20 protein-coding genes are annotated in these 19,825 nt (G+C 61.4%); all 20 read right to left on the bottom strand.

From position 1 onward, the window contains the following. Nucleotides 1-30: 30 nt before the first annotated feature. Nucleotides 31-192 (bottom strand): hypothetical protein, encoded by a 162-nt coding sequence (locus tag IPP35_02250; protein ID MBL0057948.1) that lies wholly within the window; start codon nt 190-192, stop codon nt 31-33. 172 nt (nt 193-364) lie between these two features. After that, nucleotides 365-676 carry a septum formation initiator family protein gene (locus IPP35_02255; protein MBL0057949.1) on the bottom strand — a complete coding sequence of 104 codons (312 nt, stop codon included), beginning with the start codon at nt 674-676 and terminating at the stop codon, nt 365-367. Nucleotides 677-678: 2 nt separating this feature from the next. Beyond that, complete coding sequence (gene eno, locus IPP35_02260; protein MBL0057950.1) at nt 679-2,049, bottom strand: phosphopyruvate hydratase; 1,371 nt, start codon at nt 2,047-2,049, stop codon at nt 679-681. Nucleotides 2,050-2,076: 27 nt separating this feature from the next. Continuing rightward, nucleotides 2,077-3,540: a phosphoglucomutase/phosphomannomutase family protein gene (locus IPP35_02265; protein MBL0057951.1), complete on the bottom strand. Its 1,464-nt coding sequence runs from the start codon at nt 3,538-3,540 to the stop codon at nt 2,077-2,079. A 51-nt stretch (nt 3,541-3,591) separates the two neighbouring features. After that, nucleotides 3,592-4,608 carry a tRNA dihydrouridine synthase DusB gene (dusB, locus tag IPP35_02270; GenBank protein ID MBL0057952.1) on the bottom strand — a complete coding sequence of 339 codons (1,017 nt, stop codon included), beginning with the start codon at nt 4,606-4,608 and terminating at the stop codon, nt 3,592-3,594. A 17-nt stretch (nt 4,609-4,625) separates the two neighbouring features. Continuing rightward, a complete protein-coding gene (tsaD, locus tag IPP35_02275; protein MBL0057953.1) occupies nt 4,626-5,681 on the bottom strand; it encodes a tRNA (adenosine(37)-N6)-threonylcarbamoyltransferase complex transferase subunit TsaD in 1,056 nt (351 codons plus the stop codon). A 24-nt stretch (nt 5,682-5,705) separates the two neighbouring features. Further along, nucleotides 5,706-6,212: a hypothetical protein gene (locus IPP35_02280; protein MBL0057954.1), complete on the bottom strand. Its 507-nt coding sequence runs from the start codon at nt 6,210-6,212 to the stop codon at nt 5,706-5,708. A gap of 4 nt (nt 6,213-6,216) precedes the next feature. Next, on the bottom strand, nt 6,217-7,473 hold the full coding sequence (locus IPP35_02285; GenBank protein ID MBL0057955.1) for a S41 family peptidase: 1,257 nt from the start codon (nt 7,471-7,473) through the stop codon (nt 6,217-6,219). 39 nt (nt 7,474-7,512) lie between these two features. Next, nucleotides 7,513-8,646 (bottom strand): peptidoglycan DD-metalloendopeptidase family protein, encoded by a 1,134-nt coding sequence (locus IPP35_02290; protein MBL0057956.1) that lies wholly within the window; start codon nt 8,644-8,646, stop codon nt 7,513-7,515. Between the two features lie 17 nt (nt 8,647-8,663). After that, on the bottom strand, nt 8,664-9,473 hold the full coding sequence (locus IPP35_02295; protein MBL0057957.1) for a hypothetical protein: 810 nt from the start codon (nt 9,471-9,473) through the stop codon (nt 8,664-8,666). A gap of 13 nt (nt 9,474-9,486) precedes the next feature. After that, nucleotides 9,487-10,509: a polysaccharide pyruvyl transferase family protein gene (locus IPP35_02300; protein ID MBL0057958.1), complete on the bottom strand. Its 1,023-nt coding sequence runs from the start codon at nt 10,507-10,509 to the stop codon at nt 9,487-9,489. Then, complete coding sequence (locus IPP35_02305; GenBank protein ID MBL0057959.1) at nt 10,491-12,110, bottom strand: hypothetical protein; 1,620 nt, start codon at nt 12,108-12,110, stop codon at nt 10,491-10,493. The genes IPP35_02300 and IPP35_02305 overlap by 19 nt, the downstream gene beginning before the upstream one ends. Then, nucleotides 12,107-13,597, bottom strand: coding sequence for a glycogen synthase GlgA (glgA, locus tag IPP35_02310; protein ID MBL0057960.1), 1,491 nt, complete (start codon nt 13,595-13,597; stop codon nt 12,107-12,109). The genes IPP35_02305 and glgA overlap by 4 nt, the downstream gene beginning before the upstream one ends. Beyond that, the gene (gene galT, locus IPP35_02315) at nt 13,594-14,607 is read right to left on the bottom strand and encodes a galactose-1-phosphate uridylyltransferase (GenBank protein MBL0057961.1); all 1,014 of its coding nucleotides are present in this window, start codon (nt 14,605-14,607) and stop codon (nt 13,594-13,596) included. The genes glgA and galT overlap by 4 nt, the downstream gene beginning before the upstream one ends. Then, the gene (scpB, locus tag IPP35_02320; protein MBL0057962.1) at nt 14,600-15,262 is read right to left on the bottom strand and encodes an SMC-Scp complex subunit ScpB; all 663 of its coding nucleotides are present in this window, start codon (nt 15,260-15,262) and stop codon (nt 14,600-14,602) included. Before scpB ends, galT begins: the two co-directional genes overlap by 8 nt. Then, nucleotides 15,263-16,057 carry a segregation/condensation protein A gene (locus IPP35_02325; protein ID MBL0057963.1) on the bottom strand — a complete coding sequence of 265 codons (795 nt, stop codon included), beginning with the start codon at nt 16,055-16,057 and terminating at the stop codon, nt 15,263-15,265. Further along, the gene (gene trpS, locus IPP35_02330) at nt 16,054-17,058 is read right to left on the bottom strand and encodes a tryptophan--tRNA ligase (GenBank protein ID MBL0057964.1); all 1,005 of its coding nucleotides are present in this window, start codon (nt 17,056-17,058) and stop codon (nt 16,054-16,056) included. Before trpS ends, IPP35_02325 begins: the two co-directional genes overlap by 4 nt. Nucleotides 17,059-17,153: 95 nt before the next feature. Then, the gene (locus IPP35_02335) at nt 17,154-17,606 is read right to left on the bottom strand and encodes a hemerythrin family protein (protein ID MBL0057965.1); all 453 of its coding nucleotides are present in this window, start codon (nt 17,604-17,606) and stop codon (nt 17,154-17,156) included. Continuing rightward, a complete protein-coding gene (locus tag IPP35_02340) occupies nt 17,584-18,555 on the bottom strand; it encodes an NAD-dependent epimerase/dehydratase family protein (protein MBL0057966.1) in 972 nt (323 codons plus the stop codon). The genes IPP35_02335 and IPP35_02340 overlap by 23 nt, the downstream gene beginning before the upstream one ends. Further along, on the bottom strand, nt 18,552-19,772 hold the full coding sequence (locus IPP35_02345; GenBank protein MBL0057967.1) for a glycosyl transferase family 1: 1,221 nt from the start codon (nt 19,770-19,772) through the stop codon (nt 18,552-18,554). The genes IPP35_02340 and IPP35_02345 overlap by 4 nt, the downstream gene beginning before the upstream one ends. Nucleotides 19,773-19,825 lie beyond the last annotated feature (53 nt).

The raw sequence follows: 19,825 nt of genomic DNA on the forward strand, positions 1-19,825 counted from the left end.
TTCATTTTATCGTGCTCAGACCCGCGGCGTTTAGGCTTCCACCGGCAAGGAAGAAATGTCGGTGGAGTTGGTCCAAAGGCTTTTGCAGGAGGAACATTCAAAATATTTCAGGTCTTTGCCGGCGTCGGTACGGGACTGCTTAACGTGAACCGTTCCTTTGACGTTGCATTTGGGACAGAGCGTGTCGGACATGAAGGCCCTCCTGCCGTGTGTCTCTTTAGCCGCCCGATGTAACCGTCAGGCGTGCATTTTGTAGTTGGCCCATTTATGGGGCCACATTTTTTCAAGACGCGTTCTTCCGATACTAAATCGCCCGATAAATCGGGCAACTACAAAATTCGCTTCAGTGCGCCAAGGTGATTCCCTACAGTTTCTTCGATGGCGGCGCCCCGGAGGCGTCGTCCACAAAACGGAACTCGATCTCGCCGGGCCGAAGCAAGCCCAACTCCCGCCGCGCGGCGAGTTCAATGAATTCCTCGTCATTTTCCGCCCGCGCCAGCCGCGCCTCGAGCGAGCGCATCCGCCGGCGGGATTCGGCCAAACGGTCTTCGAGGCGTTGCAGATCCTCTCGGCGGAGCCAATAATGCCGCACCGCGCCGCCGCACACCAACACCGATAAAACAAGAACCCCTCCCAGGACCCAGAACGCCCGGCGGCGCAGGTTCCTACGAGTCATGGTTAAGGGCGCTGAAACGCGGAGGCCCCAGAAAAGCTCGCGTCCCGGCCAAGGGATTCTTCCAGCCGGAGAAGCTGGTTGTATTTAGCGATCCGCTCGGAACGGGAGGCGGAACCCGTCTTGATTTGGCCCGCGTTCAACGCCACGGCGAGGTCCGCGATGAAGGAATCCTCGGTTTCACCGGAACGGTGGGAAATGATGGCCCCGTAACCCGCTTTCTGAGCCATCTGAACGGCCTCCACCGTCTCCGACAGGGATCCGATCTGGTTCACCTTCACCAAGATGGCGTTCCCCACCTGGCGGCGAATCCCTTCTTCCAAACGTTTCGGGTTGGTGACAAAAAGGTCGTCGCCCACGATTTGGATTCTCTTCCCCAAGCGGTCCGTCATGCGTTTCCAGCCGGACCAGTCGTCCTCGGCCAATCCGTCCTCGATGGAAACGATGGGGTATTTGTTCACCCAATCCTCGTAAACGCTGATCATCTCATCGGCCGTGCGGTTCCGAAAGCCGACCTCGCCTTCCAGGCAATACTGGCCGTTGGAATGATATTCGTTGGCGGCGCAGTCCAGGGCCAGAAAAACGTCTTTACCGGCCTTGTAGCCCGCATTTTGAATGGCCGTCAAGATGACCTGGATCGCCTCTTCGTTGGATTTTAAGTCAGGAGCGAAACCGCCCTCGTCCCCCACGCTGGTGTTGTATTTTTTTTCCTTCAACACTTTTTTTAAAGCGTGGAAAACTTCCGCTCCGGCTCGCAGAGCTTCGTGGAAAGACCCTCCCGCCACCGGAACGATCATGAACTCCTGCAAATCGACGTTGTTGTCGGCGTGGGCGCCCCCGTTCAAAATATTCATGAGCGGGACCGGCAAAACGAATTCCTTGCTCCTAATGCCGAACGTTTGTCGGAGATGGATGTGGAGCGGAACCTTCTTGGAGACCGCGGACGCGCGGGCCGCCGCCATGGACACGCCCAGGATCGCGTTCGCCCCCAGTTTGGATTTGGTTTCGGTTCCGTCCGCCGCCAACAGCGCACGATCTAGGCCGCGTTGGTCCGTGGCGTCCAATCCTTGGACGGCTCGGGAAAGGACCACGTTCACGTTGTCCACCGCTTTCCGAACGCCTTTGCCCCCGTAACGGGCTTTATCGCCGTCCCGCAGTTCCAAAGCCTCGTGGGCCCCGGTCGACGCCCCGGAGGGAACCGCGGCGCGGCCCTGGGACCCGTCGGCCAAAACCACGTCCACTTCCACCGTGGGATTGCCGCGGGAATCCAAAATCTCCCGGGCGTGAACCGACGCCACGCGGGCCCCGCTGAGGGGTCCTTTCCCGCGCCCGCCCGCCTTCGTTTTCTTCACCGCCGCTTTCTTTTTCTTGGCCATAGAGGTCTCCGAATGTGTTTGATGGTCCTATTTGTGGGCCGCCGCCAGTCCGGCCAATACTCGGCCGGCCTTTTCGAGCGCCTTCATTTTGGCGGGGTCCTGGCTTTCCAGGTAGACCCGCACCACGGGCTCCGTGCCCGAAAGTCGAACGCCGATCCAACTGCCGTCGGTTAAAATAAATTTATGCCCGTCGGTTTCCACGATTCGGCGCACGGGGAATTCATTCAACCGGGTGGGCGGTTTGTGGGTGAGCTTCTCCCTTAATTCATTCATTTTATCCGCCGTGAGGTGATAATTGAGGCGGGCGGTATAAAAGGAGCCCACCTCTTTTTGAAGAAGTTCGATGGATTTCCGAAGCGGCCGCTTGGTGACCGCCACGATTTCGGCCGCCAAAAGGCAAGCCAAGATCCCGTCTTTTTCCGGCACGTGCCCCCGGATGGAAAGCCCGCCGGATTCCTCGCCGCCGAGAACAAAATGCCCCCCGCGCGAAGGATAGACCGAATTTTCGTGAACCATCACGTCCCCGATGTATTTGAAGCCGACGGCCGTCTCCCGCACCGTGAGATCGTATTTTTTGGCCACCGCGTCGAGGAAGTGAGACGTCATCACGCTCCGCGCCACGACACCTTTCCAACCCCGGGTTTTGACGATATGATCCAACAGAAGAGGAAGGAATTCGTTGGGACTGAGCAAGCTCCCGTCCACGTCCATGACCCCGAAACGGTCGGCGTCCCCGTCGGTGGCCAGGCCCAGGTGCGCCTTTTTTTGGAGCATGACGCTTTTAAGTTCTTTTAAAATTTCAGGGTCGGGCGACGGGCTGTGACCGCCGAACAAAACGTCCCGGTGGGTATGGAGCGCGGTCACTTCCACCCCGGCGCTACGAAGGAATTCGTCCAGGTAACCGCGGCCGGCGCCCCACAGGGAATCCACCACCACGCGGATTTTCCCTTTTTTCAAGAGAGATTTGTCCACCAGCGTTTCGAGGTGTTTCACGTAGGCGGGCATGGGATCGTGCGGAACGATGAGGCGTTTTTTCAGGCCCACGGCTTCCCGGCCGGTCTTCGGGGTAGACTCCCCCAGCAGGTAGGGTTCGCACCCCGCTTCGATCCGCTGGGTGGTGGCCGGCAGGGCGGGACCGCCCCAAGAAGAGTTGAATTTCAGGCCCGAGTAGGTGGGCGGGTTGTGACTGGCGGTGATGTTGATGCCGCCGGCCGCCTTTTTGTGCAAGACCTCGAAGGCGATCACGGGCGTCGGGGTGTCCCGCACGCACAGGAGTGTTTCCATCCCGTTGGCGGCCAAGACCCCCGCGGCCGTGCGGGCAAATTCTTCCGATAGGAACCGCGTGTCGTAGCCCACGATCACGGGTTTGTTGTGAAGTTTTTCTTCCCGCAGGTAATCCGCGATGGCCTGAACCGCGACGCGCAGACGAGGGAACGTGAATTCGTCGGCGAGGATGCCCCGCCAACCGGACGTGCCGAATTTAATGCTCATGGAGGTGAACGCCTTTATTTATTAAGGGAAATAGTGAGGTACGGGGGCATGTTAGCACAGCGACGCCGGGCTGTCAACGTCGCTATAAAGGGTCGCCGCGGGGCCCGGATGGAGCTCGAATTCAGACAGAAAATCGAGAAAATCCCCCAGACGCTCCATCCGGTTGGCGCGATCCCGAAAGACGGAGGCCCGGTGGAGGCCCCGAACGTAAGAAGGGATGTATTTCCGAAGGCGCCGCATCCCCAGGCTCTCTCCGTAAAACTCCACGATCATTCGGGCGTGTTCGCGCAGGAGGGCGAAACGTTCGCGGAGGGCCACTCCCGTCGTCGGCCGGTCCGCATGGGCGCCCTGGAATTCCAGAAAGAGGAAGGGGTTTCCGATGGCGGCTTGGCCCACCAAGACCCCGGCGACGCCGGCGGTGTCCATCATGGTCCGAGCGTCCGAATAAACGGTTACCCCGCCGTTTCCGAACACCGGGATCGAAACCGCCCGAACCACATCGGCGAGCCCGGCGAGGTCGGGAGGGCCCCCGTGTCGGTCCTCCTGGGCGCGGGCATGGACGGAGACGGCCGAGGCCCCTTGGTCTTCGGCGATCCGAGCAAAGCGCACCGCGCGGTTTTCCCCCCGTTTAAAGCCCAACCGCATCTTCACCGTCACCGGCACCCGAACCCCGCGGACCATGGCGGACACGCAACGGGCGAAAAGGTCTTCTTCCCTCATGAGGGAAATTCCCCCGCCGCTTCGCGTGATCTTGGGAACGGGGCACCCGCAGTTCAAGTCGACGACGGAAGCCCCCGCGGACTCGGCGGCCTGGGCGGCCTCGGCCAATCGGTCGGGGTCGTTTCCAAACACCTGCATGCTCACGGGATGTTCGTCCGGGTAGGTGGCCAACATGCGGCGGGAGCGCTCGTCTTCGAAGTGGAGGGCGTTGGCGGAAACCATTTCCGCGCACACCATGGCCGCCCCTCCCCGACGACACAAGCGACGGTAGGGTGGATCGCCGATCCCCGCCATGGGGGCCAGGATGAACGGATTGTCCAACTGGAGCGGTCCGATGGAAGGGTTCATCCTTCCCTCCGGGTTCGTCATCCCCAGCTTTCGACGGCCAGGGTGGAATCGACGGAAAGGGGCTCGGGTTGAAATTGGTGTTTGGGCCCGCGGTGATACTTGTAGTAACCGGCGACCGCGATCATCACCCCGTTGTCCGTGCAGAGAAGCGGCGAGGCCATGTGAAGTTTGTATTTTTTTTGGTGGTCAGCGAAGCCCGCTCTCAAGGCGCTGTTGGCCGCGACGCCGCCGCATACCGCGATATGCCTCAGGCCCAATTTTTCGGCCGCGGCCACCGCCTTCTTCACCAACACCTCCACCACGGCCGCTTGAAAGCTGGCGCAGACATCGGCGATTTTTTTCTTGGACGCGAGGATTTCCGGATGGTCCCGCAGGTAATAGACGACGGAGGTTTTGAGCCCCGAGAAAGAAAAGTCGAACCCCTCGGACAGAAGCGGCCGCGGGAAGGCCACCGCTTTCCGGTTCCCCCGATGGGCGGCGCGGTCGATCGCGGGTCCTCCGGGATAACCGAGTCCCAGGACTCGGGAGACTTTATCGAACGCTTCCCCGGCGGCGTCATCCCGCGTGCGCCCAAGGACATGGTATTTCCCGTAGTCCTGAACATGGATCAATTCCGTGTGTCCGCCCGAAACGACAAGAGCCAGATAGGGGGGTTCCAGGTCCGGGTGGCCCGGCAAAATGGAAAGAAGATGCCCCTCCAGGTGATTCACCCCGATGATGGGTTTTTTGTAGACCCAGGCCAACATCTCGGCGACCACTTTGCCGACCAGGAGGGACCCGATCAGGCCGGGCCCCACCGTGACGGCCACGACGTCCACGGGAAGCGTTCTGGGAAACGGGACCACCCCCCGGGGGGTCTGGCCCTTGAGCGCCGCCTCCACCACGGCCTGGACGTTTTCGACATGGGCGCGGCTCGCCAGTTCCGGGACCACCCCTCCGTAGGGTTGGTGGAGGGGAACCTGGCTGGAAACGACGTTCGAGAGAATGTGTCGGCCGTTTTCAACGACGGCCGCGGCCGTTTCGTCGCAGGACGTTTCAATGCCGAGAACCCGAATGGTTTTACTCATGGACAAGCGCCGCCTTTAGAATTTCGCGTTTCATCGGTCGTGGATCACAAGCCGTTGGAACACATGATCCCGGTCTCCCACGTCCAGGGTCCACCGCCCCCCTTCCGTTTCATCCCGCATCAAAGCCAAGCCGCTCTGGGAAAGAAAACCCAGCAACCGCTTCAGAAAGGGACCCGACCGAAAACCGGCCGGCCGCGCGATCTCGAGCGTCGATTCCAGCCAGGAGCTTCCCTCCGCGTGCCGCTCCTCGTTGTAACTTTTCAAAATATCTTTTTCGCGGAGACCGGATTCGGACAGAAACTGACGAACCCCCGCTTGGGCCCCCGCGCTCCGCCGCCCCAGATCCGTGATGGCGGGCGAAATTTTAACGGGGGCCGCGCCCGACTGACCCGAGCCCCGTAACTGGAGAAACCATCTCCCCCATTCCGCCCGGGTCCGCCAAACCATAAAACCGCCCGCGCACAGGACCAGGATGAGGAAGAGGTCCCAGAGAATTCCACCGAAAAGGCGGCGGCGGGTGTGGACGGCGGCGAACACGCCGTTACCTCTTCATCTGATGAAAGACCGCTTCGGCTTTCAAAATCTGGGTGGCCCGTTCCAACACCTCGTCTTTCACCCGGTCTTGTTCTTTCACCGTGGATTGGGGCGATTTGTCTTTGGCATAAATCTCGTCCCCTTGGGCGTAGAGTTTCGATTCGACCTCGCGGGAAACCGCGATGACGATGTCGGGGGTGATCCCGCCCTTTTTCGTTTTCTCGTCGCGGTGGATCGAACGGCCGCTGGGCGTGTAATATTTGGCCACGGTGAGGCGGAGGGCCGACCCGTCCGCCAGAGGGATCACCGATTGGACGCTTCCTTTCCCGAAGGTCTCCGACCCGATGATCACCGCCCGTTTATGGTCTTGGAGCGCTCCGGTGACGATTTCGGAGGCCGAGGCGGATCCGCCGTTCACGAGAATGGCCATCGGAAGATCTTCGTAGGGGGCGTGGCTGTCGGCGAAGAAATCCTGTCGGGGAGAGGCCCGCCCCTGGGTGAACACCACGATTTTGGAATCGCCCAGAAAGAGCTTCGTCACATCCACCGCCGCGTTCAGGAGCCCGCCCGGATCGTTCCGCAGGTCGAAAACCAGAGACGTCATCCCCTTGCCCTTCAGATCCTTCAGCGCCGCGCGCAGATCCGAATCGCTGGTCTCAATAAACTCGGCCAGCCGCACGTATCCGATATTTCCCTCGAGAAGGACGGATTTGACGCTTTGAATTTTAATCACCTCCCGAGTGATGGTGAAATCCCGGGGTTCCTTTTCGCCTTCGCGCAGAATGCTGATGTTGACCTTGGTGCCCGGCTTTCCCCTCAAACGTTTGACCGCGTCCTCCACCTCCAGGCCTTGGGTGACTTCCCCTTCGATCTTGACGATTTTGTCGCCCGGCAGGATCCCGAGGCGATAGGCCGGCGTGTCCGGCATGGGCGTGATGACGGTCAACCAACCGTCCCGCACGGCGATCCGGATGCCGAGCCCGCCGAATTGCCCCTGGGTCTCGGTCTTCATCTCTTTGTGCGCGTCGGGCTCCATAAACTGGCTGAAGGGGTCCAGGGTCCGCACCATGCCGGCCGCCGCCCCGTAGACCAAGGACTTTTTGTCCACATCGATGACATACTGTTCGCGGATGTGTTGGAGAACATCCACCACTAATTTAATTTCAGCGTAACCTTCGTCGACGGCGGAACGGACCGGAGGAAGGAGGAACGTTCCCCCCATGACCGCCGCCGTTAAGGCCAACAAAACGGGTTTTTTTTTCATGGTTCGTATCTCCTTGGGCGCCTCGTTCAGCGCGAAAAGCTAGTGAAGCCACACGTCCGGGTCGACCGGTTCGCCGTCGACCCGAAGCTCAAAGTAAACCAGCGGACGGCCTTGGTCGTCCCGGCCCGGCTCGCCCACCGGTTCCCCGCCGAGAAGCTGTTGGCCGCGGACCACTTTCAGTGACCCCAGCTGGGCGTAAATGGTGTGCAGATGATCCGGGTGGCTGACAAGGGCCATCAACCCATAGTTCATGAACGGCCCTGCGAAAAGGACCTCTCCCCCCGCCACCGCCTGGACCGAAACCCCCGCCGCGGGCCGAATTTTGATCCCGTTCGAAATCGTCAGGGCGTCCAATTCCGAATTCTTCGTCCGACCGAACTTTTCCACCACGGCCCCCGCGATGGGCCAGGGAATTTTTCCGCGCCACTTTTGCGCCGCGGCGAGGGAGACGGAGGACGGTCCCTGAACAACCGGCTTTTTGGCCGCGCGGACCCGGGCAAGGCGTTCTTTCTCGATCAGCCCTTCGATTAATTTTTCGAACCGCCGGGCGGAGGCGTTCAATTGCGTGATCTGGCGAGCGAGCAGAGCCTGCCGTCCTTCCGTCGTTTGTTGGAGATCCCGCATGCGCTCCCGCGCGGATTCCATGCGGCGCTCTTCCCGCTCTTTGTTTTCTTTTAACCGCCGAAGATCGTTTTCCGCCTCGGCCAAATCGTCCCGCAGAAGCTCCACGCTCCGGTGGTTCTCCAGCGCAAAGGAAAGACCCGTGACCCGCTCCGAAAGAAAAGCTTCCTCATACCCCAAGAGGGCGAAGGACCCTTCCGCCGCCACGGACCAACGCGAATAAAAATCCCGCAAAGCGGCGTTCAAGCGGTCCTCCCACTGATCGAGGCTTTGGCGGGAAGCCAACAACCGGGATTCCGCTTGGGCCCGCGTCTTCTCGGCCTCCGTGAGGCGGCGGTCGGTGATCTGAAGCGCTTGGCGAGCGCCTTCCAGCTCATCCGAAATCCGGTTCACTTCCTGACGGATCTCCCTGGCCCGACGATCCGCGCGTTCCTTTTCGCGCCGCTTATCGTCTAATTCGGTCTGGATTTTCTTGAGGCTTTCCCGTTGGCCCTCCACCGCGTCCGTCTCCGGCCGAACCAACGCCGCTCCGGTCAGGAGAAAAAGAACCATCGCCCCGCCGATTCTCCTCACCGCCGTTCGACGCACCGGCCCAGGCCCGCCAAAAAACCGACCAGCGTTCCGGCCAGAACCCCCGCCGGTTCCCAGGCCCCCGTCCACGCGAAAACGACTCCGGCCCCCGACACACCCCCGACGGCCCCCGCGATCAAACCGACCAGGGAGGGACCCCAACTCGCGGCCATGAGACTCCAAAAGAGAAGATGGGCCGACCAAAACACCGCCGCGGCCGCCCCCGCCCACAGGAGAGAGGACAAAACAACGTCCCACTGACCTCCAAGGCGGGAGAGGAGCGCCAAACGTTCCAGTCGAGAACGATCATAGCCCACGCCGCTGACCCCATCCAGCGTTCCCCACTTTTCCGCGGCCGGACCGATGAGGTCGGGCCGTAGGAAGGCGGGTCTCCAACTGACTTCGAAGGATTCCGGCAAGGGATTGCGCGCCGCGAGCTTCAGCCCTTCGGCCAGCGCCGGGTTGTCCTGAGCGCGCCCGAGGGCTTCCTCTTTTGTCACCAACCGCGCCCCGAGGACTCCCGGCGTGACCAACAGTCGTTCTTCCACAAAAGAACGATCAGCGTGGTCGCCTAAAAACACGACGAAACGAAACGACCGACTTTCCCGCTCCACAAACCCGCCCACCATCCCCCGCGCATTTTTGGCGAGGGAGGCGGCGAAGCCTCCCGCCGCGGCCAAACCGAGAATCGCCGAAAAAAAAGCGACGTCCCACGTTCGGCTCAGCCCCCGAGAGGCGCGGTGAGACGGACGAGGACCGAAAGATTTCAGCCAGCCTGTGGAGGCGACGTTGGGCGACGGGATTCCCATTTCCGTCCCAATTTTACAATTTTTTAAGCGCCGTGTCGGCGAGGGATCTCCCGAGGGCCTCCAGGGCTTCCTTGGCGCGAGCGGGGCGGTCCCCGGGATCCACGGGACCCGCCAGGAACGCGCGGATCAACATCTCCCGCCACGCCTCGAAGCCGGCGACGGAGGGTGGTATAACCGGAACGCCCAACTCCCGCGCCAGATCGCCGACCTTGCCATAAACCTCGACGGCCAGCGCCGGGCGGTGCGCTAAAACCGCCGCCAGCAGACCGTGGTAGCGCAGGCTCACCACCAGGTCGTAGCGCGTGATCCGATCGAACAGATCGTCCGGATCCGCCCATGTTTCGAGCCGATGAGGAAAGGGGAACCGCGCTCGCGCGCGCGCCAGAGAGGGCCCGTCTTCCGTCGGATGGAGCGGGAGAAAACCGTGTTCCCAGTTCGCCCCGGCGGAAAGGGAGCGAACCCCTTCGATCCAGGACGCGGATTCGGGACCGCCGGAGGAAAAACGCGGAATCCACAAAATGCGGCGAAGGGTGGTCGGCGGCGGCGCCGCGGGCGCGGGCCAGGCCCAAACGATGTCGGGCATAAGATCCGCCCCGACCCCGCGACCCGCCAAAAAAACCCGGGACCTTTCGTCCCGAACCCAAAGACGCCGGGCCCCGCGCAAAACGGAGGCGGTGAGAGAACGGAACGTCAAGGGAAGGTGAGGGTCGAGCCCCAAGCTGAAACCGAACACGGGGCGCCGAAACCACCGGGCCAGGAGGGGCAGGGACAAATAATAAAAGAGACTTCGAACGCTGGTCCGGGTTTGAAAAAGTTCGCCTCCACCCAACAGGAGCGCCCGGGAATGTCGAAGGGCGCGGAACACGCTCGGGAGATGGAATCGCGGCACGGCGTTCGGTCCCCTGGGCGCCGGCCCGGACAGGAAGGGCGCGAGGCCGAACCGACGACGGAGCAGGTCCAGAATCATCTCGTCCCCGGCGTTGCCGTGCCCAAAATAACCGGCCAGCAAAATCGGTTCTAGGGGAGCCGTTGCCACCGCGTCTCGGCCCAGCGCAAACCGGCGATCAAAAGGCCCCCGAGCGCCGCCCCCAACCACAACCCATGGAAGGCGCGGGTCAGGGAAATGGACAGGGGGGTGTGGGCATGGCAAAACGTGTTGACGATGGACAGCGGCCCGACGAAACCCAACAAAAGGAACGGACGCGCGTCGTGAAAAATAAACCGAAGGGCCTGGGCCGCCGCCCCTCGCCCTGACGGAAGGAACGTCCCCCCCGCCGCCAGCCGAGCCCGAAGGGCGAACCCCAACCAGAGCAAGGGGTGCCCGATCAGAAATTCCTTAAACCGAGGCCGGACACCCAGGAGAGATTCCAGATGTCCGCGAACAACGATTTCCATGCTGGAGGCATCCGCCACGGTGCCGTGACCGGTGCGGAGAACGAAATACGCGACGGCGCCGAGAACCGCGCCCCCGAGAACCAACCGACCCACCGTGACGGTTTCCTGAAGGACGTGTTGGATTTCCTCCGCCCTGTAAAGGGTGAAAAGAACGACGGCCAGGGGGAGGAGGAGGGAGACCTTGACCCCGCGAAACACCGAAAACCCCAGGGCGAACTCCGGCGCGGAAAGAAAGGCCGCGACGAGGAGGCCTCCCCCCAAAGCGACGCCCGCCAACCCCAGAGGCGCGGCCACGGGCGAACGCTGGCGGAGGGCCCACTGGAAGGCCCCCAGCGGGACGACCACCGACGCCAAGAACGCCAGAAAAAGCCGCGCGCGCGTCGGCATCGGGGCCAAGGGGCGAGGCCAATCCCCATAACGGGGATGCGCGATCCCGAGACGCCATCCGTCCGACCGGAGGGCCTGGGTCAGACGCGTCACAAAAGCCATGTTGGCTTTTTTCGGAAGACCGGGGAAAAGATGGACGTACAAGAACCGCGCGCCCCTCTCTCTAACCGCCCGCCGCAGGCGCCCGAGAACGGCGTCCGGGCCCTTGAGCGGCATCTCCTCTTCGCTCAAAGTGTGGGCGCGAAGGATCCGTTCGGGAAACTTCTTTTGAAGTGCGTCCATCCCGCGTTGGCGACCGAACTCGACCCAGGGCAAACGGTAATCGGTGGCTTCAAGCCAACCCACGACGGGGGCCAAGTCGGGGTATCCCATCACGGCGGCGCCGGAAAAAAGGATATTGCGCACGACCGGCCCGTTGCGGAGAGGGCGCGCGACCCGCGGCCATCCCTGGGGCCAATCGGAAAACTGCACCGGCTCCGGCCGGAGCGTCACGCCCACGCCCTCCGGGACGCGAGGATCCCATTCCCGCAACAGGTCTCGAAGAGGGCGAGTGGGGTCCCAATAGACGGCGACGCCGGACACTCCCGCGGCCCGAAGATCCTCCAGAGTTCGCCAAGTCGCCTCGTCGTTTTGATCGGACAGGAGTTCTATTTCGGCGCCGTCGACGCAAAGCTCCACGGTATCGTCTTTTTCCCATTGCCAGCGCCCGGCCAAGGCGTGCGCCACAAAAAGGGTCGCCCATAGCCCCAGAAAAAACAGCGCCGCGTCCCGATGGGACCAACGGTTCATCCAGACCTGAAAGCGGCGTCCGCCTTCGATCGCCCGCTCGCGAAGGGCCGCGGCCAAGACCCTCACGCTCGGGCCGTCTCCATGTGAGCCTCCACCGCTTTCTTCGACTGGGCCAAACGGTAAAGGTCCAAATAACGCCCCACCGAATCTTTCCAATCGAAGGAAAGACCCATGCCCCGCCGCGTCAGGGCGCGCCACGCCGCCGGGTCCTCCCGGAAAAGCCGCACCGCCCGTTGCAGGGCGGCGCGGAACGCCGCGGTGTCCACGCGCTCAGCGACAAATCCCACGCCGACGCTTCCGTTGGGTGACGCGGGAGACACCGTGTCTTTCAACCCGCCGGTGGGCGTCACCACCGGCACGGCGCCGTAACGGAGCGCGATCATCTGGCCCAGGCCGCAGGGCTCGAAGCGCGAGGGCATGAGGAAAAGGTCGGCGCCGCCATAAATTTTATGCGCGAGGGCCTCATCGAATTCCGTCGTGGCGGAGACCCGGCCCTTGAATTTTCGCGCGAGGGTTCGGAGCGCCGCTTGGTACACCCGGCTCCCCTGGCCCAGAAAAACCGCCTGGCACCCGTCATCGACGAACTCCTCCAACAGGTCCAAAAGCATGTCGAACCCTTTTTGGGGATCCAGGCGGGAGACCATGGCGAGGATCGGCGCCCGCGGGTCGGTTTCGAGACCCACCGTGCGCTGAAGGTCTTCCCGGCAGACCGTCCGGGGGCCCAGGCTCCGGGCGGTGTAACGCCGTGCCAAAAGCGGGTCCCGGGCGGGGTTCCACAAGGCGGTGTCCAACCCGTTCAGGACCCCGGCGTAATCTTTCCCCCGCCCTCGGAGAAATCCGTCTAACCCCGCCCCGAATTCTTCCGTCTGGGTTTCCAGAGCGTAAGAGGGGCTGACCGTGGAGAGCACGTGCGCGTAGGACATCCCCGCTTTCAAGAAATTCACGCGATCATAAAATTCGATTTTGTCCGGGGTGAATTCGCTCCAGGGCAGGCCCGCGATGCCGAGGGTTTCTTTTGGAAAAACGCCTTGGTAGGCGATGTTGTGGATGCTGAAGACCGAGGCGGTGGGGATGAAAAACGAATCCGAGCGGTAGGCGGTCGCGAGCAAAGCGGGGACCAGTCCCGTCTGCCAGTCGTGGGCGTGGACGACGTCGGGACGGAACGCCACGGCTTTGGCGATTTCCAGGGCGGCCCGGGAGAGGAGGATGAAACGGATATCGTTGTCCGGAAAATCGCGCCCGCCGGGTTCGCCATAGACGCCGTCCCGGTCGAAATGGGCCGGGCTGTCGACCAAGTAAGCCCGAAGGCGGGGAGCGAACACGGCCTCGTAGACCCGAACCGTCTGTTCGCTCCCGCCGATGGGAACGCGGAGCGGAAAGGGAAGCAGAGTGAGCGGCGGGAGATCCGCTCGGAGGGAACGGTATTTGGGAAGAACGATCCGAACGTCATGGCCGGCCCGTTTCAAAGCGGCGGAAAGGGCGCCCACCACGTCGCCCAGCCCGCCGGTTTTAATGAAGGGGACCGCTTCGCTCGCGGCGAAGAGGATCTTCATTCCGCGGTAGGACGGCTGTTCGCCTCGCGCAGGTATTGCGCCGCCTGCTCGGGCGGCGTGGGGTTGATGTAGAAGCCGGCGCCCCATTCGAAGCCCGCGGTGTGGACAATTTTCGGCATGAGCTCGATGTGCCAGTGGAAGTGCGCCAGCCGGCTCGCCTTGAGCGGGCTGGTGTGAACGATGAAATTGTAGGGCGGATGGTCCAAAACGTTGTTCAACCGGTTCAGAACGCTTTTGAGCGTCTGGCTCAGGGACCGCAATTGCGCGTCGGAGGCGCCCTCGAAGTCCGAGGCGTGGGTTCGAGGGAGGATCCACATCTCGAAAGGAAACCGGCTGGCGAAGGGCGCGATCACGGCGAAATCGTCGTTCACCTCGATGACGCGCTCCCTCTTTTCCAACTCGGCCCGCAGGATCTCGCAAAAGATACAGCGGCCCTTTTGCTCGAAATATTCCTCGGCCCCGCGAAGCTCTTGCTTGACCCGGATCGGCACCATGGGCGTGGCGATCAATTGGGAATGGGCGTGGGACAGGGACGCTCCCGCCGCGGACCCCCGATTTTTGAAAACGAGGATGTATTCAAAACGCGGGTCCCGCTTGAGGTCGTAGATGCGCTCGCGCCAAGCGGAAAAAACCTCGGCCACGCGCGCTTCGTCCAAATCTTCCAGTTGACGGCTGTGATCTTCCGTTTCGACGATGACCTCGTGGGCGCCCAGGCCGTCCATGCGATCGAAAAGATCTTCTCCGGAGCGATGCAAGTCACCTTCAATTTGGAGGGCGGGGTACTTGTTGGGGATCACGCGCAAGTTCCAGCCGGGGGTGTTGGGGCCTCGGCCCTTCCCGCCATAAGCCAGGATCTCGGGAGGCGTTTTGGATTCGTTTCCAGGGCAGAAAGGACATGGCACGGACCCCTGGTTTTCCCGCATGGCGCTAAACCCTCCGGGACGGCGGCTTCGCTCCGTGGAAATAATGACCCAACGGCCGATGACCGGGTCGCGTCTCAGTTCAGGCATGGATGTCCTCCGAAATCGGATCGACCGGACCCTCGGGAGCCGGGGGCGCGGAAGCTTCCGGCGTGTCGGCCGGGGGGGCGTTTTCCAAAAGGGGCTCCTCCGCGGCGGGGGTCGTTAACGAATCCTCCGGAGGGACCAATTCCTCCAGACGAGGAAGCTCGTCCAGCGATCGGAGGCCGAACTGCTTCATGAAATCCGTGGTGGTCCCATAGAGGAGCGGGCGGCCGAGGGCCTCTTTGCGGCCTACGATTTTGACGAGCTTCCGCTCCAGGAGCGTCTCCAGAGTTCCGGAAACGTCGACGCCGCGAATATCCTCCACCTCGCCCCGGGTGAGAGGTTGTTTGTAGGCCACGATGGAAAGAGTTTCCAGCGCCGAAGGAGAAAGGCGGAGCGCGGTCTTTTCCTTATAGAGCTTCCGAACCCATTGGCTGAAGCCCGGGCGTGAAGCCAATTGGTACCCTTGGGCCACCTCGACGACATGATAGGGAGCCTGGCGCTCGTCCAGTTCCCGATCCACGGCCGACAGATCCTCACGAAGTTCGATTTCCGTAAACGACGGGTCGCCCAGGACATGGAGGATCTCCGTCATCTTAAGCGGACGGTCGGTCATCCAAAGAAGAAGTTCCAAAACTTTTTTTCGCTCGTCTCGTTCCATTTATTCTCCCCCCACGGGTTCCGGGAGCGGTGCCGCCGGCGCGGGGACCGGTTCCTGGGCCACCGGATCCTCCGCCAGTTCCTGAGGCAAGGAGTGCGAGTGGTAAACGCGGATTTCACCGAACGATTCCGTCTGGCGCGCGGCGATTTGCCTCAATCGGATCAGCTCCAAGACAGCCAAAAAGGTGATGATAAGGCCGCGGCGGGTGGCTTCCCGCTGTAGGATTTCCTTAAAGGTGGCGAAGGGTCGGGACGCCAGGAACGCCAACACGTCTTTGATCTTGACCTCGATGGGCACATCGTCGCTCTCGATTTCGCGCACCCGGGGCTTGAGATTTTTCAAGACGTCCCGGAAAGCGTCCAGGAGGTCGAAGAGCGACGCCTCCATGGTGAAATCAGTGTCGTTAAAATGGGGGGATCCCCGGTAATGGACGTCCTTCGACGTCTGAAGCTTCTGCTCCAGGTGGCGAGCGGCCTCTTTGAAACGTTGGTATTCCAGAAGGCGTTCCACGAGGTTTGCGCGCGGGTCCTCTTCCTCTTCCGCCGCGGAGGACGGCGCGGGAAGAAGCGTCCTCGCCTTGATTTGCATGAGCGTCGCCGCCATGACCAAGAACTCCCCGGCCAAATTGAGATCCAGGTCCTTCAAGACGTCCATCATCCCGAGGTATTCGGCGGTGATTTGGGAAATGGGAATGTCGTAAATGTTGAGGTCGTTTTTCTTGATGAGATAGAGCAGAAGGTCCAGGGGACCCTCAAAAACCTCAAGTTTAACCTCGTTCACGGCGTTGGCGGTCATTTTGTCCTGGGGCGAAGGCCCATGGCGGTTTGAACTTCGGCCAAAGTCTCTTGGGCCACGGCTTTGGCCCGCCGGGTCCCTTCTTCAAGAACGTCTCGGATATAATCCGGTTTTTGGGCCAACAGAACCCGTTTCTCTTGGATGGCTTTGAGGGGCTCCATCAACCCCAGCAGATGCTTCTTGCACGCCACGCACCCGATGCGCCCTTCCCGGCATTCCAACTCCCGGCTGGGGGCCTCGGCATTATAAATCTTGTGCAGGGCGAAAACAACGCATCCTTCGGGGTGGCCGGGATCGTTGGCGCGGAGTTTTGCCGGGTCCGTGAACATTTTTTGAATTTTTCCCCAAAGGATTTCAGGCGTGTCGCCGAGTTCCACGGAATTTCCATAGGATTTGGACATCTTGCGGCCGTCCAGCCCCGGCACTTTGGGAGTTCGCCCGAGCATCGCCTTGGGCTCCGGGAAAACGTTTCCGTAAAGCCGATTGAAACGCCGGGCGATTTCCTGGGTGAGTTCGAGGTGGGAGAGTTGGTCCTCTCCCACCGGGACCGCTTGCGCTTTGTAGACCAGGATGTCCGCCGCCTGAAGCACCGGATAACCCAAAAACCCGTGGGTCGTGATTTCTCGCCCCGTGATCTCCCGCAGTTGCTCTTTATAGGTAGGAATTCGCTCCAACCACCCCAGAGGGGTGATCATGGAGAAAAGAAGCGCCAGTTCCGAGTGTTCCGGCACACGGGATTGGACGAAGAACACGCTTTTTTCCGGGTCCAACCCCGCCGCCAGCCAGTCCAACACCATATCGTGGATGCTAGCCTGAAGGTCTTTGGTGTCCTCGTACCCCGTCGTGAGGGCGTGGAGATCCGCCACCATGAAAAAACAGCGGTGTTTTCCCCCATTTTGCAATTGGATCCAAGGAACCAACGCCCCCCAATAATTGCCGAGGTGCAATTTGCCGGTGGGCCGCATGCCGGAAAGAACGGGAATAAGAGGGTTCGTCGTCATTTTTGCGTCTCAAAAACGTGATGAATTTTAATTTTTAAGAGGAGGATTGTCAATCGAAAGGACGAAAGGCGGGCCGGCAGGGCCCCCGTCCACCGTCAGGGGGAGTCGGGCTCAAGAACCAGAGATTCGGAGGGAGAACGAGGCCTTTTCGTCTTGTGGGCCAGCCATTTGGCGAAATTCTTGTCCCGTTCAAGGATGTGCCGGGAGATCCAGGCGTTGACGAACTCACCGAATTCCGCCAACGCGGGAGATTCTCCCTCGTGCATTTTTTCCAGCGTCTTTCGGACCCGGGACAGCAGACCCTCATGTTCCAGCCGGTGGCTTTCCAATTCAGGATACGCGACCCTCTCCATTTGGTCTTCCTCCCCGCGGAAATGGGTCATGGCATAATGGTGGAGATAATGGAGAGTCTGCTCCAACTGTTCGGGTCCGCGGTTTTCCCGGCAGGCTTCATCAAAGGTTTCGGCGCAACGGAACAACTCCCGGTGTTCCCGGTCCACGCGCGGAATGCCGGTGGTGTAAAGATCAGACCATTCGAATTTCGTCATAGTGACTCCTGCCGTTTTTATCAACTATTTTGTTCATACCCTTCAGACCATTAAAGAAAGTCTTTGGTTTCACTAAGAGTCGTTTGGTACCCCCGAACGCCCACCCGCGCGGGATTGCCCAAACAAGTGATGGGACGACAAATCCCGGACGGTCCGCTCGTAACTGCCGAGGGGGCCCGCCTTTTGGTTTTTCGCCCAACGAACGAATTCGTCCAATCCCTTTCTTAATGTCATCCGGGGTCGGTAAGAAAAAGACGGTGACCACGCCGGTGTAGGGGTTGCCCAGGGATTGGCGGGACCCATACACGTTGAAATAACGGAGGATCACCACGGAAAAACCGTGAGCGGAAGCGGTTTGAAGGCAGAGATCTTCCTGGTGTTTCTTGGTGAGCGCGTAAATGGAGCCGGGATCCAAAGCGGCGTCCTCGGCGGTGGGAACCGGGCGCATGTCGCGGCCGCAGTGGGCGCATTTAATTTGAAAATCCCCCCTCTCCAGGTCCCCGCGAACCCGCCGGGCGGGATGGCCTTGGCCGTGGCGGGGACAGCGAGCGGCGCCTTCCCCATAGACGGCCCGGGAGGAAGCCAGCACCAGTTTTTTAATCCGGGTTTTTTGGCCGACGATGGCCTGCAGGAGGGCGGCTGTTCCTCCCACATTGGTGTCGACGTAACGAGCGACCTCATATTGGCTTTGGCCCACGCCGGTTCGGGCAGCGAAATGGAAGACGACCTCGATCCCGTCGAGGGCTTTGGCCAGGTCCCCGGGACGACGGACATCGCCCCGCATTCGCTCCACGCGGGGATCCAGCGCGGATGGGAACTGCCTTTCCTTTCCATGAATCTGGGGGTCCAGGACATCCAACACCCGAACGTGGTGGCCCTTGGCCAAAAGAGCCTCCGCGGTGTGGGACCCGACAAAGCCGGCTCCGCCGGTGAGGAGGATTTGGGTCACGACAACGTTCCCCCCGCTTTGTCCAGTTCCTCCATCAGAATATCGGAGGGACGGTAGGATCGGGCGATGGCGCGCATGGAGACGGCCCTGGCCTTCCAGGCCGGATCGTCTAAAAGTTCCTCGGCCGCGCGGGCGATCCCGGCGGGTGAAACGCGGTCCCCGCGGATGGTTTTGCCCAGTCCGGCCCGCTCCGCGAAAAACATGGAGGAAAACTGATCCAGGTTGGAAGCCACGCCGAGGAACGGGACGCCGGCCAAGAGACACTGATTGATACCGCCGCTCCCCCCGTTGTGGATGACCAGGTCCGCCGCTTTTGCCGCGACGTCCCCGGGAATGTAGGGAGCGGGGTGAAGTTCCAGGACCCCGGGGGCGGGGTTGCGGATGTCTCGATCGGGCCCCGTCGCCACAAACACGCGAAGCGGGCGTTTTCCCAATCCTTCCAGAATCGCCGGCAGAGCGTTTGGGTTTCCCGAGGTGCCCAGGGCGATGAAAACGGTTTTTTTGTTGGGGCTCTGAGCGGTTATATTTTCCGGCAAGGGGACGCTAGGGGACCAAGCGACGGGTCCCAAATAACGGTGCGTGGAAGGAAGACCCCGGGTTGAAACGATTTCGGGCAGATCCGGATAAAGCGTTCGGTCCCCTGCGCAGTAGGTCTTTCTCAAATCGGCGCCGATCCCCCGCTGTCCCCATTTTCGGAGAAGGCGATTGAACCCCTTCGCATAGGCTCGAAAATACAGGGGACGAAGGAGATTAAAGATCGTTTGCCCTAAAGAGACCCCGAGCCGATCCACGACCCCCCATTCGGGGACGACCCACCGGGTGGCGGCATAAGGACTCCAGTGGGCGTTGACGACGTTCAAGAAGGGAATCCCCGCCCGTTGGGCACTGACCGCCAGGGAGAGGCGGGTGTCCCCCACCACGAAGGACGGCCTGGTGCGGCGGAAAAGCTCGAGCTCGTCCGACACGTAACGGTCCAGTGTTTCGAAGTCATAGGCCGGCTTTCCTTGGCGGAGCCGTTCCAAGAAGAGAGCGGTGGAGAAGCTCGCCAGCGGGAACCATGGGCCCGGAAGCGGCCCGACGATTTTATTGAACCGGTCGTCCCAAGCGAAAACCGGTTCAAACCGGGCCCGGTCCAACCCCGCGGCGAGCGAGACCATCCGCCCCACATGGGCCAACGTCACCGCCTCCGCGACAAAGAGAACCCTTTGGGGAGTCACGGGAGAAGCCTATATCAGAAATCCTATTCCATCAAGGGAAAACCCTCGACCGT

The sequence above is a fragment of the Elusimicrobiota bacterium genome, assembly GCA_016721625.1.
Lineage (GTDB): Bacteria > Elusimicrobiota > Elusimicrobia > FEN-1173 > FEN-1173 > JADKHR01.

Coding starts and splice junctions, on each gene's coding strand:
- IPP35_02250 (MBL0057948.1), bottom strand. CDS start 192: ATGTCCGACACGCTCTGTCCCAAATGCAACGTCAAAGGAACGGTTCAC.
- IPP35_02255 (MBL0057949.1), bottom strand. CDS start 676: ATGACTCGTAGGAACCTGCGCCGCCGGGCGTTCTGGGTCCTGGGAGGG.
- eno (MBL0057950.1), bottom strand. CDS start 2,049: ATGGCCAAGAAAAAGAAAGCGGCGGTGAAGAAAACGAAGGCGGGCGGG.
- IPP35_02265 (MBL0057951.1), bottom strand. CDS start 3,540: ATGAGCATTAAATTCGGCACGTCCGGTTGGCGGGGCATCCTCGCCGAC.
- dusB (MBL0057952.1), bottom strand. CDS start 4,608: ATGAACCCTTCCATCGGACCGCTCCAGTTGGACAATCCGTTCATCCTG.
- IPP35_02285 (MBL0057955.1), bottom strand. CDS start 7,473: ATGAAAAAAAAACCCGTTTTGTTGGCCTTAACGGCGGCGGTCATGGGG.
- IPP35_02290 (MBL0057956.1), bottom strand. CDS start 8,646: ATGGTTCTTTTTCTCCTGACCGGAGCGGCGTTGGTTCGGCCGGAGACG.
- IPP35_02295 (MBL0057957.1), bottom strand. CDS start 9,473: ATGGGAATCCCGTCGCCCAACGTCGCCTCCACAGGCTGGCTGAAATCT.
- glgA (MBL0057960.1), bottom strand. CDS start 13,597: ATGAAGATCCTCTTCGCCGCGAGCGAAGCGGTCCCCTTCATTAAAACC.
- galT (MBL0057961.1), bottom strand. CDS start 14,607: ATGCCTGAACTGAGACGCGACCCGGTCATCGGCCGTTGGGTCATTATT.
- scpB (MBL0057962.1), bottom strand. CDS start 15,262: ATGGAACGAGACGAGCGAAAAAAAGTTTTGGAACTTCTTCTTTGGATG.
- IPP35_02325 (MBL0057963.1), bottom strand. CDS start 16,057: ATGACCGCCAACGCCGTGAACGAGGTTAAACTTGAGGTTTTTGAGGGT.
- trpS (MBL0057964.1), bottom strand. CDS start 17,058: ATGACGACGAACCCTCTTATTCCCGTTCTTTCCGGCATGCGGCCCACC.
- IPP35_02335 (MBL0057965.1), bottom strand. CDS start 17,606: ATGACGAAATTCGAATGGTCTGATCTTTACACCACCGGCATTCCGCGC.